Annotated in this window: 14 protein-coding genes and 3 tRNA genes; 5 read left to right on the forward strand and 12 right to left on the reverse strand. The window is 61.5% G+C overall.

The features are described from left to right. Window positions 1-4 precede the first annotated feature (4 nt). The 5 genes from RVY79_RS07990 to RVY79_RS08010 form a co-directional block, all read right to left on the reverse strand. Complete coding sequence (locus tag RVY79_RS07990) at window positions 5-1171, reverse strand: FUSC family protein (RefSeq protein WP_317463584.1); 1167 nt, start codon at window positions 1169-1171, stop codon at window positions 5-7. A gap of 5 nt (window positions 1172-1176) precedes the next feature. After that, a complete protein-coding gene (locus tag RVY79_RS07995) occupies window positions 1177-1443 on the reverse strand; it encodes a hypothetical protein (protein WP_317463585.1) in 267 nt (88 codons plus the stop codon). Window positions 1444-1472: 29 nt separating this feature from the next. Beyond that, window positions 1473-2372, reverse strand: a complete 900-nt coding sequence (locus tag RVY79_RS08000; RefSeq protein WP_317463587.1) for a 2-dehydropantoate 2-reductase — start codon at window positions 2370-2372, stop codon at window positions 1473-1475. Next, window positions 2372-4336, reverse strand: coding sequence for a DNA topoisomerase III (locus RVY79_RS08005; RefSeq protein WP_317463588.1), 1965 nt, complete (start codon window positions 4334-4336; stop codon window positions 2372-2374). Before RVY79_RS08005 ends, RVY79_RS08000 begins: the two co-directional genes overlap by 1 nt. Window positions 4337-4419: 83 nt before the next feature. Continuing rightward, window positions 4420-6357 carry a hypothetical protein gene (locus tag RVY79_RS08010; protein ID WP_317463589.1) on the reverse strand — a complete coding sequence of 646 codons (1938 nt, stop codon included), beginning with the start codon at window positions 6355-6357 and terminating at the stop codon, window positions 4420-4422. Between the two features lie 121 nt (window positions 6358-6478). Between RVY79_RS08010 and RVY79_RS08015 the strand changes: the two genes are divergently transcribed. Then, the gene (locus RVY79_RS08015) at window positions 6479-8284 is read left to right on the forward strand and encodes an SEC-C domain-containing protein (RefSeq protein ID WP_317463590.1); all 1806 of its coding nucleotides are present in this window, start codon (window positions 6479-6481) and stop codon (window positions 8282-8284) included. 40 nt (window positions 8285-8324) lie between these two features. Here the strand turns inward: RVY79_RS08015 and RVY79_RS08020 are convergent, their stop codons facing one another. Further along, window positions 8325-9662, reverse strand: a complete 1338-nt coding sequence (locus RVY79_RS08020; protein ID WP_317463591.1) for an AmpG family muropeptide MFS transporter — start codon at window positions 9660-9662, stop codon at window positions 8325-8327. 159 nt (window positions 9663-9821) lie between these two features. Between RVY79_RS08020 and rfaH the strand changes: the two genes are divergently transcribed. Both rfaH and RVY79_RS08030 read left to right on the forward strand, forming a co-directional pair. Then, on the forward strand, window positions 9822-10370 hold the full coding sequence (gene rfaH / locus RVY79_RS08025) for a transcription/translation regulatory transformer protein RfaH (RefSeq protein WP_317463592.1): 549 nt from the start codon (window positions 9822-9824) through the stop codon (window positions 10368-10370). Window positions 10371-10404: 34 nt separating this feature from the next. After that, entirely contained in the window at window positions 10405-10911 is a 507-nt protein-coding gene (locus tag RVY79_RS08030; protein WP_317463593.1) for a peptidylprolyl isomerase, read from the forward strand. A gap of 101 nt (window positions 10912-11012) precedes the next feature. Here the strand turns inward: RVY79_RS08030 and RVY79_RS08035 are convergent, their stop codons facing one another. Beyond that, window positions 11013-12734 carry a proline--tRNA ligase gene (locus RVY79_RS08035; RefSeq protein ID WP_317463594.1) on the reverse strand — a complete coding sequence of 574 codons (1722 nt, stop codon included), beginning with the start codon at window positions 12732-12734 and terminating at the stop codon, window positions 11013-11015. 268 nt (window positions 12735-13002) lie between these two features. Here RVY79_RS08035 and RVY79_RS08040 point away from each other — a divergent pair, with 268 nt between their 5' ends. Next, on the forward strand, window positions 13003-13458 hold the full coding sequence (locus tag RVY79_RS08040; protein ID WP_317463595.1) for a hypothetical protein: 456 nt from the start codon (window positions 13003-13005) through the stop codon (window positions 13456-13458). Between the two features lie 185 nt (window positions 13459-13643). After that, window positions 13644-14459, forward strand: coding sequence for a helix-turn-helix domain-containing protein (locus tag RVY79_RS08045; RefSeq protein ID WP_317463596.1), 816 nt, complete (start codon window positions 13644-13646; stop codon window positions 14457-14459). A 91-nt stretch (window positions 14460-14550) separates the two neighbouring features. Here the strand turns inward: RVY79_RS08045 and RVY79_RS08050 are convergent. The 5 genes from RVY79_RS08050 to uvrC form a co-directional block, all read right to left on the reverse strand. Further along, a tRNA-Leu gene (locus tag RVY79_RS08050) sits at window positions 14551-14637 on the reverse strand. Between the two features lie 34 nt (window positions 14638-14671). After that, window positions 14672-14745, reverse strand: a tRNA-Cys gene (locus RVY79_RS08055). Between the two features lie 115 nt (window positions 14746-14860). After that, window positions 14861-14935: transfer RNA gene (locus RVY79_RS08060), tRNA-Gly, on the reverse strand. Between the two features lie 76 nt (window positions 14936-15011). Next, window positions 15012-15560, reverse strand: coding sequence for a CDP-diacylglycerol--glycerol-3-phosphate 3-phosphatidyltransferase (pgsA, locus tag RVY79_RS08065; protein WP_317463597.1), 549 nt, complete (start codon window positions 15558-15560; stop codon window positions 15012-15014). Window positions 15561-15624: 64 nt separating this feature from the next. Further along, on the reverse strand, window positions 15625-17439 hold the full coding sequence (gene uvrC, locus RVY79_RS08070; protein ID WP_317463598.1) for an excinuclease ABC subunit UvrC: 1815 nt from the start codon (window positions 17437-17439) through the stop codon (window positions 15625-15627). Between the last annotated feature and the right edge of the window lie 70 nt (window positions 17440-17509).

Here is a 17509-nt window from a genome sequence, read left to right on the forward strand (position 1 = left end):
CTGGTCAACGTGAGTGCTCGTCATCCTCGGCACGTTCTGAACCCCGCGATGTATCCAGCGGCGTGGCCAGACGGTCGCGAATCAGGGTGTGACGTGAGGCGCGGCGACGCAAGCGGGCGCTGGGCAGTCGGTCGAGCGTCTGTAAGGTATCGATGAGCGCCTGCGTGAGACGTGCCAACTCGCGGTTGAGCCACAGGTAGCCGCTTGGGCTGAACAGCACGCGGTCGTTTTCGCCCCGTGCCTCCAGAGCGGACTGTGCATGACGTTGCAAGTCGAAGGCGACCACGGTGATGTCGATGGTCTGCCCTGTGCGCACCTGGAACGCCAGGCTGCCAAGCGCGCGCGCTAGGCGGTGTTGTTCGTCGCGCAAGCCATCGAGCTCGGCGATGATGTCGTGACCAGCTCGCGTGGCCCAGTGCGTTTCCAGGAGCAGCTCGGTCGTCGACAGCATGCGTCGCTCCAGTGACAGAATGCGTTCCAGGTCGTCGCGATGCAGGCGGCGCTCGCTATGAATGGCATCCACCAGGCCGCGTTGCTTGACCAGTTGGTCCGTCGTGCTCTTCAGTAAGCGGCGTGTGTCGACGTCATCATGCTGCGTCGCGTTGGTATGCGCGTGGTACAGGCGTGCCAACTTGTCGAGGTTGTCGGCGAGCAGGAAGCGCAATAAATCCGTGGCTTTCTGGGGCAGAATGAACAAGGTGGCGAGGATGCCGATGCTCGTCCCGATCAGCACGTCGAAGGCGCGCCACAGGGCGATCCCCAAGTCCTGGTGGCCGTCACCCACCACCATCAGTAATGTCACGCCAAACATCAGTGCGCTGTAGCCATAGCGCGTGGCGAATGTGGTGTGCGTGGCGACCGCGATACCAATCAAGGTCCAAGCCGGCACTACCCACGGTGCCGGCGCGGGAATCAGCATCAGCAAGATACCCCAGATTGCCCCGAGCACCGTGCCCAGAAGACGTTGGCCTCCCTTGTCGATGACACCGCCGATATGTGGCAGATTGCCCATCACCATCATCGTGCTGACCAGGGCCCAGCTACCATGAGGAATCTGCAGGGTCAGGATGACGATGAAGGTGATCGCCAGCGCCAGCGAGGTGCGCAGGACGTGCAATCGATGGCGGTAACGGTAGATGAAGTACGGGTCACGCAGACGAGTGGGCGCCATTGCTATCATGACGCTCCGTGTTGGCGTCCGGCGTACGCTTTAGATTTAGCGCGCGCCAATGTGGCCGCATGCACCATGCTTGCCGTCCATAAGGCCAACAGTAGCAGCAACCAGATGAAGCCCAGCCAGCGAATAGGGATCATCATCAGTGCCAGCAAAGCGATGAAACCGCCCAGCCATAGCGCGGCCCACCCCCAGCGACGCAGGAACAGATGACCCAGGCCCGGCAGCAGGAAAGCCAGCAACAGCGTGATGAAGAGGCGATGGCGCATGGAGTCTCCGTTCGTCGTGGTCCGGGCATTCATGATGGCGTGTCATGATACAGCGTCTCGAGTGTCGGCGCGTAACGTCGTTGGCGCTTGGCGGCGGCCAGCAGCGGTCCGAGTATGGCGTCTCGCTCGGTCGAGCGGCCGGCGAGTACATCTTGCAGCATCGAGGCGCGGTTATTGGCCGTGGCCACGATGACCTCCCAGACGAGCGTATGCCAGCCCGCTTGTGGCGGAACGACGCCTTCCTCTTCGAGCAAGGAGCCGATCTCGTCGATGACGGCGTCGACCATGCGACGAAAAGGTCGATCGCGCAACTGGCCGTTACGAATCCGGTAGCGGGCTACGAGAGGGTTGATCGCGGCATTGATGGCAAGCTTGTGCCATAGGCGCTGGACGATCGCGGTATCGTGATAGGCGCTGAATCCTGCCTTCTCGAGCCAATACACGCAGTCACGCGCCAGTGTGGGCCAGGCATTGTCGAGATCGCCGACCCAGGTAGTTCCCTTGCCGGCATGCACGACCCCGGTGTCGCCCTCGACGTAGGCGGCTTCGGTGGTGCTCGCGCAGAGTACCGGGCCGGCCCAGAGCTCCGCTAACCTCGGCTGTATGCTGAAGCCGTTCTGTAGCGACAGCAGAGGCGTTTGGGGGGCGACATGGGCCGCGAGTTCTTCGACGGCCGTCAGGGTGGCATAGCTTTTGGTGGCGAGCATGACCAGCGAGGGCCGGACGTGTGCCTTCGATGCCAAGGCGGACAGGGTGGTGCGTGCCACATCGACGCTGGAGCATTCGCTCGAGAGAGCGTGGTAATGAAGTGGCGCCCCGGCGGGGTGGCGGCCGATCAGGTGCAGCGACAGTGTGGTCGTCAAGCGGGCGGCGAAGAGTCGCCCCAGCGCGCCGGCACCGAGGATCCACCATGTGGGCGATGAGTCCATCAAGTCCCACCTTTTTTAGTGGTGGGTTTCCGAGGTGTGGTGCGTTTTCGGGTGCGCCGCTGCGTGGTCGACGGTTTGTCGCTGGCGCTGCGCTTGGAGCTGCGGCGCTTACCGCGCGATGGTGCAGTGGGCTCGGCGCCGCCTGGCATGGACAGGGCCTGGCGCATGCGCTCGGCGTTTGCCTGACTCAGTAGTTGGTGGACATCACCCACCAGCGTGTCGAGGAACGCGGTGGCGTCGGCGTTGCCCTCGGCGATTTCGGCCAGGCGCTGCTCCCAGAGGGCAGTGCGTTCGGGGCGCGTAGCGGTATCCGGCAAGGCATGGATAAGCGCGCGTCCGGTCCGCGTGGCGCGCAGTGCGCCTTGCTGACGAATCACGTAGCCGCGTGTGATGAGCGTCTCCAGAATGCCGGCGCGCGTCGCCTCGGTTCCCAAACCGTCGGTATCACGCAGCGTACGGCGCACCGCGTCATCGTCGACATAGCGGGCGATGTTCATCATTGCCTTGATCAGACTGGCGTCGGAGAACGGCTCTGGCGGGCGGGTCTGACGATCCTCCACGGCGCATGCCTGGACCCGAGCGGTTTCGCCTTCGCGCAGTGAGGGCAGCGGCGGTGCTTCTTCGCGCGTGGTGAATAGCGGTTTCCACCCGGGTACGAGTATCTCGCTGCCTTGAGCGCGAAAGCGCTCACCGAGGATCAGGAACTCGGCCTTGACGTCGCGCGTTTCCAGCGGCGGGTAGAATTGCGCCAGCACATTGCGGGCGATCAGCCGGAAGACGTTGGCTTCATCATTGGACAGGCGAGACGCATCGAAAGGGCGGCCGGTGGGTGCCAGCGCGTGGTGGGCGCCGACTTGCTTGTCGTTCCAGGCGCGTGAGCGGCGGTTGAAGTCCGCGCCACGTAGCCAGCCGGCGAGTGTTTCGTCAGAGCCGCAGGCTGTAGAGAGTGTCTGCTTCGCCGTGGCGAAATGCCCTTCGGGCAGGTAGCGACAGTCGGAGCGCGGGTAGGTGATGAGCTGATGGCGCTCGTAGAGCGTCTGGCAGATATCCAGTACACGCTTGGCCGGTAGCTTGTAACGGCGTGCGGCATCGACCTGTAACGCCGACAGCGAATACGGCAGCGGTGCCGTCTGGGATTTCTTCTTGGCTTGCAGGGCGCTCAGGTGCCCCTCGGCGCCGGGCAGGCGCGCCGCCAATGCCTCGGCCGGTTCGCGCGTCAACAGCCGTCCCTGGTCATCGAGCGGATGCGGCGGTTGCGGTTGCCACCAGGCGCGTAGCGAGCCGTGCTCGACGCCGAGATCCGCCCACAGGGTATAGAAGGGGCGCGGAACGAAGCGCTCGATTTCCAGATCACGGCGCACGATGAGTCCTAATACGGGGGTCTGCACACGCCCCACCGAGAGCACGCCCGAGTAACCGGCTTGGCGACCGGTCAAGGTCCAGGCGCGTGACAGGTTGATGCCATACAGCCAGTCGGCGCGTGAGCGTGCCTCGGCGGCCTCGAAGAGCGATCGATAGCGTGCATTGTCCTCCAGGCGTTGCAGTGCCTGTTGCACGGCGGGACGGTTGAGATCGCTGATCAACAATCGCGACATCGGGCTACGCCAGCCGAGGCGTTCGATGACCTGCTGCACCAGCAGTTGGCCCTCGCGGTCCGGATCGCCGGCATGCACGACACTGTCGGCGCGCTTGAGGAGCTTACGAATCACGGCCAACTGCGCGCGAGCCTTGGCGCGCGGTATGAGTTGCCATTGCGTTGGCACGATGGGCAAATCGTCGAGGCGCCATTGTTGATAGCGCGCGTCGTAGGCGTCGGGTGGTGCTTGCTCCAGGAGGTGTCCGACGCACCAACTGATACAGGTCTCCCCGCATTCGAGATACCCGTCCTGGCGTTGCGTCTTGGCAGGCAAGGCCTCGGCGATGGCGCGTGCCAGACTGGGCTTTTCGGCGACGATCAGACGCATGACGTAGGCGATCCAACATGAACATGGCGTTTATTCTGCCACGTTCGACCCGGCGCGTGGGCCGAATTGGCGCTGAGCGTGGACTAGCGGCGTCCGAAGAGACGTCGCGCACGCACCAAGGCGCGGTACCAAGTGCGATGAGGCTTGCCCACCGCGGGTGGACGATGGCTAAGAAAACTGACATTACGCGCGTCGCTGCGTCCTGCCAGATTGAGGTTGGAGAGCATCTGCAAGGTACTGTCGCGTGCGCCGTACTGGCGCTTGAGAAACTCGATGGCAGCAGGCTCGAGCTCTACGCGATAGTGGCGCACCAGTGCCAACGCCAACGATTCCGCCGCACGTGACAGCTCGGTATCTACCTCGCGGACCATCGAGGCGCCCAGCGCGGCCTTGGCGGCGGCCGACAGATTGGGCTCGATCTGGCCGAAGTCGGCGGCATTGGAGCTGTTGATGGCGCGCTGTGTGGCGGGTTGCGAGAGCCCTACGTGAGGTTCGAGAGCGAGGAATATCTCGATGGCCAGGCGCTTGGCGGCATCCACGCCAACGCCGAGTTGTGTCTCGCGATGCGCACCACGCCACATTTCGTGATGGCGTGAGGTGATGCCCGTCTGGCTCAAGTAGCGGGCGAGATGCTTGCAGACCCGCGCCTTGGCTTCGTCATCCAGGGCGATGGAGCGTTCACGGATGCGCAACCCGCGTCGCCCCGGCCCCAGTTGCAAGCGTGTCGTCTCGTCGGACAGGCTGGCGGTGATGCGCTCCCAGCGTTCCACTGACTTGAGTAACTGAGCGTGGCTGCGACCCACCTGTTCGTAGGCGCTAGAAACACTTTTGTAGAGCTGAATAGCGTTGGCCAGGATGTCCGACTTGGTGCGTAGTGCGCGCTTGCGATCTTCCTGGCCCGCTTCCACAGCCTGGGCAAGGTGCACGATCTGCTCGGCCAGCGCGTCCATCGCCTGCACTGAGCGCTCCAGCAACAGTTCGGCGCGCAGCCCAGAGGCGCTGTCTTCGACCAGGGTGCCGGACTGCTCGGCAAGATAGACGTTGAGCGCCTTGAGGCGCGACAGGCCGGTCGCCTGAGCGATGCGCTGGCGTGCGCGTGCCTCTTCCAGGTTATCGAACGCCTGGGCAAGGCGCCAGCGTCCACGATATTCGAACGAGAGCACCGGAATCTTGCGCCCGCTGATCAACTCGAAGGCCAGAATCACCATTTCCTCGACGTCCTGGAGGGTCATCAGCAGGTCGTTGTCCTGCTCGATGGCCGCCATGATCCGTTCGATGAAGTTCTCGTCGCGCGGCACGCCCTGGTGAAGGTCGGGAGCACGGCCCTCGAAGCGCTCACGCAGCAGGTGCGTGGCGATGGGCGCGGTGTCGTAGAGGGCGTTGAACTGAGGCTCCAGAGTGTCGCGGTACTGGGTGACGAGATCGCGGATGCGGGCGTGCAAGCCGACCCGGCGATAGACGTCGATCTGACCAATGAGGCGTGCGCTATCGCGATCATTGAGCAGTTCGATGGCCGCCAGCTCGACGCCTGCCGGCGAGAGATCGTGCTTGCGCAGCAACATGGCGGCGGCCTCTCGACGTCGGGCATCCCCCTCCAGGCTTTCGACGATCAGGTCGCGGGTGACCAACAGCAACTCGGGCAATGTCTTGATCACCTGCTCGATCTGCCCGGAGGTCTTCTCGGCTTTGCGTCCTTGCGTGAGATGATAGCCGAGGTTGGCTAGAATGCCCGCAGCGCCGGTAATGACCGTGTAGGAAATGAAGAAAACGTAGTTTTCCGTCGTCGGTGCCTTACCGTATCCCAGTAGGTAGCCGCCCCAGGCGCCGAGCAGGGTCACCGGTCCGGCCGTCCACAGGATCTGCATCAGACTCACCGACCAGGGTACTTTCTCGACGGCTGCGGTAATGCGCCGAATTTCATTGCGCCCTTCGCGTTCGAGGCGAACCTGCGAGGTTTCTTGAGAAGGCGATGATTTACGTTGAAACGGCAACGGCAGGAGCACGATGACATCCCTTGACATGGCGGGTTCGGACAGGCGGCGACAATACCCGAAAAGTGACGTTGGTGCATCAAGCGGTGCAACGGATGAGGGGCGCTCATCGGGCATGCTAGAATAAGGCGATTTTTTCAGGAGGGTCGCGATGCTGGCCGCATGGGTGGAACAATTGCTGGGATACGCCAGCGGCGCGTTGAAGGCCATACGCGACAATGAGCATTATCCGGCGCTGATGACCTGGGCGCGTGATGAAGGCGTGGCGTGTGTCGGCGGCGATCTAAGCATGGCACAGGCCTTGGCGCCCCAGTTGTGGAATCAGACGCCGCTGGTGCGACTCGATTTTGAGCCGGAGCCCCTGGCGTGGCCGGAGCGCAACGAGCCCTGCTGGTGCGACTCGGGGCGTAAGACCAAGCAATGCTGTGGCGCGGTGACGTTGCCGGGGGCGATCCCGCCGCACCTGATGTGGATGCTGTCGCTCAAGGAGTGGACGGGGGAGACGCTCAAAGGCGCCCTGCGAAGTGGCAAGGCGCCGGACCAGGCGCTGCTCGAGGCCGGCTTGATCGCCGCCGAAAGCGGCCAGCGTGGGCGCGCCCAGCAGATTCTCGAAAGCCTTTTTTCCAGCGAGCGTGATTGGTCGCGCCTTCCCGAGCAGGCCGAGCCGGCATTTGAAATCCTCGTCGACCTTTATCAGTCGCGCGGCTTCCATCGCAAGCGGGCGACGTTGCTCGACGAGGTGCTGGAGCGTGGTCCGACCTTCCTGCGGGGTGTGGCGCTCGAGCGTCTGTGCCTGATGCACCTCGACAGTGACGATCTGGCCAGTGCTCGTGAAGCCTTCGTGCGTGCTCAGCAAACGCTGCCCGACTCCCCGACGTTGGCTTATATCGAGGCCATGTTGCTGTTGCACGAGGGACATGCTGAAGAAGCCCGTGCCCGGGCGCATTTCTGGTGGCGCCGCCTCTCCAAGCGCTCCGACCTCGAGGCCGATCAACTACAGTTTCTGGCCGATTTGGCCGCCAATCCCGAGGCGACCCTAGCCGAACAGATGATCCACTCCGAGGAAGATCTGGCCGAGCCATTGGCGGCGCTTGCCACCTTGCTCGACACCCTGGAAGCGCCCCCTCGGCTGCAGTTATCGCGTTCCTCTGAAGGACGTGTGGAATATCATGCCACTGCTCGCGAGGCTACCGCCTTCGCGGCGTGGTTCGAGTATTTCAAAGTGGCCATCGACGACGATGCGGCGCTAAGTTTCGAGACTGATCCATGGGAAAACGCCGGGGAATGGTTGCCTGCCTTGTGCGCGCATCCCGAATGGCTGGGCGCGCCGGCGGTGATGCAGTCGCTGTGTCTGGCGTTGACCAGTCGTTTCGGTAGCTTACCGTGGATGGCGGAAAGCTTCTTTGCACCACTGGCGGATCGGTTCGAGGCATGGCTTTCGCAACTCGAGGCGCAGCAAGGCCCCTTCGTCTGGGATGACGCTGACAACGCCATCTTACTGCGCTGTGCCCTGGCGTTGATCGTGGGGATGGAGCGTGGTGCGCGTACGCGTTCGCGGCATCTCGCCGAGCGGGTGCTCAGGCTCGATGAAGAGGACGACCTGGGGTTGCGTGAGCTGGTGCTCGATCAGTTGCTGCGTGAAGGGCGTGACGAGGAAGCAGTCGAACTCAGCGGTAGCACCGATGAGGAGGAGATGATTGGCGTGACCATGGCGCGTGTGCTCGCCTTGTATCGCCTGGCACGGCGTGACGAGGCTGACGAAGTGCTAAGCGTCGCTCAGCAGGCCAATCCTTACCTGGTACCGATGCTGTGCGACGAGAAGCCGAAACCGGTAGCGCTGGCCGTCGATGCGCCAGCGCCGGGTACGCGCGCCGAGGCGTGGCAATATCGCCAGTTGATGCGCGATCAGTGGATGGCGACGCCGGGCGCCATGGCATGGCTGGACGCCCATCGTTGAGAAGTCGCCATCGCGAGCGTGACAGCGTTGGGTGTCACGCTCAGCGCTGAGTGCGAGCGAGCCAGAGTGCGAGTAGCACGGCGGGCACGCCCAAGGCCGCGCTGACGGTAAAGAAGCCCGTGTAGCCGACGCCCTCCACCACCAGTCCCGAGAAGCCACCGAGAAACTTGCCGGGCAGCGTCATCAGCGATGAGAACAAGGCATATTGCGTTGCCGTGTAGGCACGTGAGGTCAGGCTCGATAGAAAGGCGATGAACACCGTACTCGCCAGACCATTGGCGAGGTTGTCGCTCATGATGGTCATGACCAGCATGGGGAAGTTGTGCCCCGCGTTGGCCAGGGCCACGAACATCAAGTTGGTGACGGCGGTCGCCAGGGCGCCCACCACCAGCATCCGCCCCAGTCCAAAGCGCACTACCAGTAGCCCGCCGGCCACGCCGCCGAGGATGCTCATGGCGATGCCGAACACCTTGGTCACATTGGCAATTTCGGAGAGGCTGAAGCCCAGGTCGATATAGAGCGGGTTGGCCATCGCGGCCATCGCCAGGTCGCTGATGCGGTAGAGGCCGATGAACAGCAAGAACCATAAAGCCGTGCGTCCGTGACGGGCGAAGAAATCGGTGAAGGGGCAGACGATGGCCCCGATGACCCAGGCGCCGAAGCGTCGCCGCCGCCGAGGCGTGTGCCGATGCTGGTGCAGGAATGCGCGAACGCGTGGTTCGCTGGCGAGCTGGATGCCAAGCGTCGAACGCTGCGGCTCCGGCCTCACCAGCGTGGTGATTATGCCGACCCCGACAAGCGCGGCCATGCACGCGTAGGCGGCATGCCAGGAGACCGCGTCGGCGATGTAAAGCGCCCCAGCACCAGCGGCGAGCAGCCCACCGCGATAGCCGATGATGTAGGTCGAGGCCATGGCGGCCTGCACGCTCTCCTCGGCGGACTCGATGCGATAGGCATCGATGACGATATCCTGTGTCGCTGACCCAAAAGCAATCAACAAGGCCAGGCCGGCGATGGGGATGAGATGCCCAGGCGGCGAGAGAGCGGCGAGGCCCAGCAACCCTGCGGCGATCGTCAACTGGGCGCAGAGCATCCAACTGCGGCGTTGACCGAGCCAGCGTCCCAAGCCGGGCAGGGCGATACGGTCGACGACCGGTGCCCAGACGATCTTGATCGAATAGAGAATACCGATCCAGGAAAAGAACCCGATGGCGGCGACCTCTACCCCGGCATCGCGTAGCCAGGCCGTGAGCGTCGAGAACACCAGCAGGAAGGGAAGGCCGGCGGCGAAGCCGAGAAACAGCATGGTGATGACCGGTGCCTGCAGATAAACCGCCAAGGCATCGCGCCAGCGGCGGTGTGCGACATCGTGAGTCATCGGTTCCTCCCGTGAGCGAGCCGCCCGGTGCGGCTCGGACATGAATCCGGCACAATGCTAGACTGTAGCGTTTGCACGGCAATGCCCCGCACCGTCAGGCAAGGGGCAGAAATGCAGGTTGCGTACCGTGGCATACCCCGACGATGAAGGCTAGAGGACATGACCGATCAGCTCGATCCAAACGCGTTCGACGACGCGGCCGCCTGCCCGCGTTGGTATGTGGTGCAGTGCAAGGGTGGGGAATCCTTCCGTGCCAGCGAGCACCTGACCAATCAAGGCTATCGTGTCTTCCATCCGGTACTCGAGGTACAGAAGAAACGTCGTAACAAGTTGGTCTGGCTTGCCGAGCCCTTGTTTCCTCATTATTTGTTCATTCGCCTCGATCGGCTGGCCAGCAATTGGCGCCCCATCCGTTCTACTCGGGGCGTATTGAAGCTGGTCGCTTTCGGTGACGAGCCGTTGCCCGTGCCGGACGCCTTGGTCGAGATGCTGGTCGCCCACGCCCAGCGAGACGAGGCGTTGCGTGAAGCGGGCAACGTCTACTTTCGCCCGGGTGAAATCGTCGAAATCACCGAAGGTCCCTTTCAGGCGCTCAAGGCGGTGTTCGAGACTCAGAAGGGCGAAGAGCGCGCTATCGTCCTGCTCAATATGCTGCATCATCAGCAGCGCCTCGAGTTGCCAGTGGGCAATCTACGCCGCATGACATGACACGTCGCTCAATGCTGTAACACCAGGAGTTTTCATGACCATCTCGCCGCAACATGTCGTTCGCCTGCATTATGTGTTGTGCGACTCGGCCGGACATGTGCTCGACGATTCGCGTCGTCGCGAGGAACCGCTCGAATATCTGCATGGCCATGCCAATATCCTCCCCGGTTTGGAAGCGGCGTTGGAGGGGCTTTCCGATGACGGTACCCACGAGATCAACCTAACGCCCGAAGAAGCCTATGGGGAGCATGCGCCCGATCTCGTGCAGACGGTGGCGCGCACGGCCTTTCCCGGCGTTGAAGAGTTATTACCGGGCATGCGTTTTCAGGCGCAGGGCCCTGATGGGCCGCGTACGGTGACCCTGATCGAGGCGGACGATACGCAGGTGACGGTGGATGCCAATCATCCGCTGGCGGGGCAGGCCCTCGTGTTTCATGTCGACATTCTCGATGTTCGCCCGGCGAGACGCGCCGAACTTGCTAAGGGTCATCCACTGGCGGCAGACGTGACAGCTTCCGAGGTCGAGGATCGCAAGCAATAGCCGTGATCTCGGCGCTGTTACTCCAATGGCGTGTTTTACAATCACTAAGAAATGTATGCACGGGCTCCGGGCGTGCCACGTTGGGCACGCCCGAGTGGTGTTCAGCAGGTCAGGCGTTGGCGCAGGAAATCGAGCATCGTGTCGGCGGGCACCATGGTGACCTCGCTATCGCGGCGTCCTTTGTATTCCAGTTCACCGTTATCCAGCCCACGCTCGCCGATCACGACGCGATGAGGAATCCCGGTGAGCTCTTGATCGGCGAATTTGACGCCCGGACGCAAGTCGCGATCATCGATGAGAACGTCGATGCCGGCATCGTTCAACTGCTGATAGAGCGTTTCGGCATATTCGCGAACGCGTTCCGACTTATGGGCGTTCATAGGCACCAGCGTGACTTCGAATGGGGCGATGGCATTTGGCCAGATGATGCCTCCGGCATCGTGATTCTGCTCGATGGCGGCGGCCACCACGCGCGTAACGCCAATGCCATAGCAGCCCATCAGCAATGGAACTGCCTGACCATTGTCGTCGAGCACGGTGGCATTCATCGCTGTGGAATATTTGGTTCCCAATTGAAAGACATGACCGACTTCGATACCGCGTGCGATGGACAGCGTGCCCTGGCCGTCCGGCGAGGGATCACCCTCGACCACGTTGCGCAGATCGGCCACTTTGGGCAGGGCAACGTCGCGCTCCCAGTTGATGCCGAAATAGTGTTGGCCATCGATGTTGGCACCGGCACCGAAGTCGCTCATCAGTGCCACGCTGCGATCGATGATCAGCGGCATGTCCAGATTGACCGGTCCCAGCGAGCCGGGGCCGGCGCCCACCGTCTGGCGAATTTCCGCTTCACTGGCCATGGTCAGGGGGGCGGCGACCTCGGGCAGGTTCTCGGCCTTGACCTCGTTGAGTTCGTGATCACCACGCACCAACAGGGCGACAAGCCCACCTTCGGCGGCGTGCACCATTAGCGTCTTGATGGTCTTCTCGATGGGCAGACCATGCTGTTCGACCAGGGTGGCGATGGTGCGTGCATTGGGCGTGTCGACTAGGCGCAGTTCCTCCTGGGGGGCGGCGCGCTCGGGTGTCTCCCCCAGCGGGGCGGGGAGTGCCTCGGCTTTTTCCATGTTGGCCGCGTAGTCGGACGACGTGGAAAAAATCACCGCGTCCTCACCGGAATCGGCCAGCACCTGAAACTCGTGAGAGCCGGTACCGCCGATGTCGCCGTTGTCGGCTTCCACGGCGCGGAAATCCAGCCCCAGGCGCGTGAAGATGCGCATGTAGGCGTCATACATCGTGTCGTAGGAGCGCTGTAGACCGGCCTGGTCGATATCGAAGGAGTAAGCGTCCTTCATGATGAACTCGCGGGCGCGCATGACGCCGAAGCGCGGGCGTGTCTCGTCGCGGAACTTGGTCTGGATCTGATAGAAGTTGGAGGGGACCTGCTTGTAGGAGCGAATCTCGTTGCGCACCAGGTCGGTGATCACTTCCTCGTGCGTCGGTCCATAGCAGAAGTCGCGATCATGGCGGTCACGAATGCGCAGCAGCAAGTTGCCGTATTGGTCCCAGCGGCCTGACTCCTGCCACAGCTCCGCCGGCTGGATCGCTGGCATCAGGACTTCCTGAGCGCCAGCGCGGTTCATTTCCTCGCGTACGATGTTTTCGACTTTGCGAAGCGTGCGCAGTCCCAAGGGCAGCCAGGTATAGAGCCCCGAGCTCAGGCGGCGGATCATGCCCGCACGTAGCATTAGTTGATGACTGACGATGTCGGCATCGGCAGGGGTTTCCTTGAGGGTGGAGAGCAACAATTGACTGGCGCGCATGGACAAGCGGTTCCTTGGATTCGAGGCTTAACATCGCGTCGCCCTGAAGCGGCGCGGCAAATGAAGCTATTGTACGGTCAAGGCGTGAGCGCGGCAAAAGCGATGCGCGTTGGGTCTTTCTGGAGCGACGGGGCGGATGGTGAGCCTCGCGAGGGCGGTCTCACGTTGCCGCGAAGTTTGCGATATGCTTACGCGCGTAATGCCCCGAATGATGAGCAACGTCGCCTTGGCTTTCAAACGTCGATGACTAGGGTAAGAGGATAAAGTGATGAGTACCATGCACGACCTTAGAGTTCTCCAGTCTCGTCGCTGGATTGCAGGACTGACCATCGTTGCCACGATTACGATGCTGTCAGGTTGCGGGACCGTGTTCTATCCCGAGCGCAAGGGTCAGCCCAGTGGACGTATCGATCCCGCCGTGGCGATCGCCGATGGCGTGGGACTGCTGTTTTATATCATCCCCGGCGTCATCGCCTACGCCATCGACTTTTCCAATGGCACGATCTACTTGCCGAGTCGCGATACCGCGCAGGTGGATACACTGCATTTCGAGGATGAGCTGGATACGAAAACGCTCGAGTCGATGCTGGCCGAACGCACTGGGGAGTCGGTGCGCTTGGACGACGAACTCGTGCGCGTCGAACGGGTCGCTTCCCGAGAGCAAGCGTTGGCGTTGGTACGGATGTCCGGCGCTTACGATAAAGAGCGTCTCGCCTCGATGTAAGGGTTTTTTGGCGAGGGTAAAACAGTCTAGTGCGAGTTACCTCACATTACTTTGATGAGTGTCATGCTACGAGGTAATTCGCATTTGGCATGAGAAAAACCAGACATGTAAACGCGAATATCAAACTGTTCTCAAAAAGACTCTAACGCATACTGAAAGCTCGATTCAGACGCAGGGAGTCTACGATGACATCACAATATAAAGCTTCTCGTTTTGCGGCGCAGTCCGAGCACCCGACGCCAACTTATCGCCTGAGCAGCATGTGCTTACCAGCGCCTTTGTCGGTGGGTGAGCTGGAGACGTTCAGTACCATCAGCCGGCAGGTGTCGCCTTTGCGGAAGCGGCAAACGCTATTCGCACAAGGCGAAGAATTCAAGAGCCTGTATATCGTTCGCTGCGGAAGCTTGAAGCAAGTCTATCGTGATATCACCAATGAAGAGCACATTACCCAATTTTATTTGCCGGGCGAAGTGGTGGGGCTTGATGCCATCAGTAGTGGTTTTCATCCGGGGGTGACGCAGGCATTGGAAACGACATCCGTCTGCGAAATATTGCCTGAAGCGCTCGAAGAACTTGCTCAAAGGAGACCGAGTGAGCTGGGCATGAACGGTTGCTTTCTGCGGGTGATGAGTCGCGCGCTGCATCAGGAGCGCATGATGATACGCTTGTTTCTCAATCGGACATCGGATGTGCGCTTGGCAAGCTTTCTTCTTGCCTTGTCGACGCGTTTTCGACAACAAGGTTACTCGCCGTTCTGCTTTCGCCTTTCCATGTCGCGTAGCGATATAGGAAATTATCTGGGATTGGCGGTCGAAACGGTGAGTCGGCTGTTGGGGCGTTTCCAAGACTTGGAGTTGCTCACGGCAAAGGGGCGAGAGGTCAGAATCGACGATCTGGATGGGCTCATGGCGTTGGCGGATGGGCGTGGGCGTCAGTCCATCTGGCATACCACGGTCGCCTCACCGAGCTCCAGCCATCTCGCGGGTATGCCGGCGCACTGAGACCAAGTGCAGGGTGTCCACTATGTAGATGCTTTAGAGAGTTACCGATAGAAATACACAGTAGGAGAGGGCGCCAAGCGCTTTATTCTACTGGTGCCCGGAGCCGGACTTGAACCGGCACGGTGTTACCACCGAGAGATTTTAAGTCTCTTGCGTCTACCAATTTCGCCATCCGGGCTAACGGATACGGAAGGGGAACACCGCAGAAGAAATGGAGGCTGGAGTCGGAATCGAACCGGCGTACACGGAGTTGCAGTCCGCTGCATCACCACTCTGCCATCCAGCCTTGTTGAGCTCGTTTAAGAACGATCAACGTTCGAGTTTGGAGCGGGAAACGAGATTCGATCGGACTGGCGTTCCAGCTCGCGACCTTCATTGACCGTTCCAATACTACTAAGTTCTGGAGCGGGAAACGAGATTCGAACTCGCGACCCTCGCCTTGGCAAGGCGATGCTCTACCACTGAGCTATTCCCGCTGAACTCGAGGACGTATTATAGAGATAAGCCTGTGAATGTCAAACGTTTATGTGCCTCTTCGAAGTAAAATAATGCTCACATGGAGCGCGTCAATTCCGGCCACGCTGCGCGCAGGTACTGGAACATCGACCACAGCGTCAGCGCGGCGGCAACATAAAGCAGGACAACGCCGAGGTTGGCGATCATCGTGCCAGGTGCGAAGCCGAGCAACAGTAACAGTGAGACCATCTGCAGGGTGGTCTTGAGCTTTCCGATCCAGGAGACGGCAACACTGCCACGCTTGCCGAGTTCGGCCATCCACTCGCGTAGCGCCGAGATGACGATTTCCCGGCCGATGATGACCAATGCCGGTAGCGTCAGCCACACGGCGTCGAAACGCTCGATCAGCAGAGCGAGTGCGACAACGACCATGAGTTTGTCCGCCACCGGGTCGAGGAAGGCGCCGAACGGCGTGCTTTGATCCCAGCGGCGTGCCAAGTAGCCGTCGAGCCAGTCGGTTATGGCGGCGAACCCGAACAACCCCGCACATAGGAGAAGACTCCACGCGTAGGGGAGGTAGAAGGCAATCACCAGCAAGGGAATGAACACGATGCGAGCAAGCGTCAATAGATTGGGGATGTTCATCGAGCGATGTAAGTCCTGACTGGTGAATGAGATCGTCTTGCCATTCTATCTTTCCGCCCATGACTCATCCATGCAAGGCCTGATGAATGGTCGTGGCCATTTGGGCGCTGATGCCGGGCACGCGAGCCAATTCATCGCGGCTGGCTTGACGGACGCCCTGAAGCCCACCGAAGAAGCGTAACAGTTCCCGGCGGCGTTTGGGGCCGACACCGGGGATGTCCTGCAAGGTCGAGGTACGGCGCTGCTTGTCGCGTTGCTGGCGATGTCCGGTAATTGCGAAGCGATGTGCCTCGTCGCGGATATGCTGAATCAGGTGTAGCCCGGGAGAGGCGCTGTCGAGCGATAGGGCATTGTCGACGGTCTCCAGAAACAATGTCTCGAGGCCGGGTTTGCGTGTCGTGCCTTTGGCGACGCCGAGCAGGCGAGTGCTCATGATGCCGACATCCTCAAGCACCGCACGTGCCATGTTGAGCTGCCCCTTGCCGCCATCGACGATAAGCACGTCGGGCAGTTTGCTTTCGTCCTGGATGAGACGTTTATAGCGGCGTGTCAGCGCTTGCTGCATCGCTGCGTAGTCGTCGCCCGCCGCAACGCCTTCGATATTGAAACGTCGATAATCGGACTTGACCGGTCCGTCCTGATCGAACACCACGCACGAGGCGACTGTCGCCTCACCATGGCTATGACTGATGTCGAAGCACTCCAGGCGTGTCGGGGTTTCCTGCATATCGAGCGCTTCGCGCAAAGCGTCGAAGCGTTTGGCCAACTGTGAGCGGTTGGCCAACTGGCTGGTGAGGTGTTGCTCGGCGTTGGTGCCGGCCAGGCGCAGCCATTGGGCGCGGTGGCCGCGTACCTGATGCGCCACGCGGATGCGTTTGCCGGCGCGTTCTGAGAGTGCGGCCTGGATGACCTCGGCATCGGTCAGCGGCAGGGCCGTGATGACCTCGTCGGGAATGTCACGGTCATGGCCCAGATAATAATGGCTGATGAATGCGCCGAGCAGTTCTTCTGCCGCGAGGTCCAGGCCATTTTGCGGCATGTGGTGGCGTGCCCCGAGCATGCGTCCGCCGCGTACGCTCAGCGCGCTGATGCATACGCCCCCCGGGCGTTCGGCAAGAGCGAAGATATCGGCATCGCCGTCGCCGGTATCGACGATCTGGCGCTCCTGCAGGCGGCGCAGTTGCTGAATCTGATCGCGAAGGCGCCCTGCTTCCTCGAAGTCCAGCGCCTGACTGGCGGCTTCCATGTCCTGGGTGAGCTGCGCGGTCACCTGCTCGCTGCGCCCCTCCAGGGCCATGATGGCGTGATCGATGTCGCGCTGGTATTCCTCGTGGCCGATATAGTCGACACAGGGCGCACTGCAGCGCTGTATCTGGTACTGAAGACAAGGCCGGGTACGATGCGCGAAGACGCTATCCTCACAATTGCGGATGCGAAATATCTTCTGCACCAACGATAGACTTTCGCGGACGGCGGTCGTGCTGGGGAAAGGGCCCAGGTAGCGACCGTCGCCGCGTTTCCCGCGCGCGCGTTTGAATTCGAGTGCGGGATAGGGATGGCGATCCGAGACGAAGATGAACGGATAGGACTTATCATCGCGCAGGAGGATGTTGTACGGCGGTCGTTGCTCCTTGATGAGCGTCTGCTCGAGCAGCAGCGCCTCGGTCTCGGTGCGCGTGATGGTGACCTGAATATCTGCGATACGTCCGACCAGGGCTTGCGTCTTGGTATTGAGCGCACCGCGGAAATAGCTGGCGAGACGTGCCTTGAGCCGTTTGGCCTTGCCTACATACAAGATCTGGCCATCGGTATCCAGCATGCGGTACACGCCGGGCGACTCGGAAACCGTCTTGAGGAAGTGCTTGGCATCGAAGCTCATGGGCGCGGGGCATTCGTTGAATCGGTCATGTCCGCTAGTGTATCAAAGGGAAGGGGGCGCCGGAGACCTG

It is taken from the genome of Chromohalobacter sp. HP20-39 (genome assembly GCF_033052815.1).
Classification (GTDB): Bacteria; Pseudomonadota; Gammaproteobacteria; order Pseudomonadales; family Halomonadaceae; genus Chromohalobacter.

What these genes read in the sequence shown, in the direction of transcription:
- RVY79_RS08020 (WP_317463591.1), bottom strand. Translation starts at nt 9,662, where the DNA reads ATGACTCACGATGTCGCACACCGCCGCTGGCGCGATGCCTTGGCGGTT.
- rfaH (WP_317463592.1), top strand. Translation starts at nt 9,822, where the DNA reads ATGACCGATCAGCTCGATCCAAACGCGTTCGACGACGCGGCCGCCTGC.
- pgsA (WP_317463597.1), bottom strand. Translation starts at nt 15,560, where the DNA reads ATGAACATCCCCAATCTATTGACGCTTGCTCGCATCGTGTTCATTCCC.
- RVY79_RS08045 (WP_317463596.1), top strand. Translation starts at nt 13,644, where the DNA reads ATGACATCACAATATAAAGCTTCTCGTTTTGCGGCGCAGTCCGAGCAC.
- RVY79_RS08010 (WP_317463589.1), bottom strand. Translation starts at nt 6,357, where the DNA reads ATGTCAAGGGATGTCATCGTGCTCCTGCCGTTGCCGTTTCAACGTAAA.
- RVY79_RS08015 (WP_317463590.1), top strand. Translation starts at nt 6,479, where the DNA reads ATGCTGGCCGCATGGGTGGAACAATTGCTGGGATACGCCAGCGGCGCG.
- RVY79_RS08035 (WP_317463594.1), bottom strand. Translation starts at nt 12,734, where the DNA reads ATGCGCGCCAGTCAATTGTTGCTCTCCACCCTCAAGGAAACCCCTGCC.
- RVY79_RS08005 (WP_317463588.1), bottom strand. Translation starts at nt 4,336, where the DNA reads ATGCGTCTGATCGTCGCCGAAAAGCCCAGTCTGGCACGCGCCATCGCC.
- uvrC (WP_317463598.1), bottom strand. Translation starts at nt 17,439, where the DNA reads ATGAGCTTCGATGCCAAGCACTTCCTCAAGACGGTTTCCGAGTCGCCC.
- RVY79_RS08000 (WP_317463587.1), bottom strand. Translation starts at nt 2,372, where the DNA reads ATGGACTCATCGCCCACATGGTGGATCCTCGGTGCCGGCGCGCTGGGG.
- RVY79_RS07990 (WP_317463584.1), bottom strand. Translation starts at nt 1,171, where the DNA reads ATGGCGCCCACTCGTCTGCGTGACCCGTACTTCATCTACCGTTACCGC.
- RVY79_RS08040 (WP_317463595.1), top strand. Translation starts at nt 13,003, where the DNA reads ATGAGTACCATGCACGACCTTAGAGTTCTCCAGTCTCGTCGCTGGATT.
- RVY79_RS08030 (WP_317463593.1), top strand. Translation starts at nt 10,405, where the DNA reads ATGACCATCTCGCCGCAACATGTCGTTCGCCTGCATTATGTGTTGTGC.
- RVY79_RS07995 (WP_317463585.1), bottom strand. Translation starts at nt 1,443, where the DNA reads ATGCGCCATCGCCTCTTCATCACGCTGTTGCTGGCTTTCCTGCTGCCG.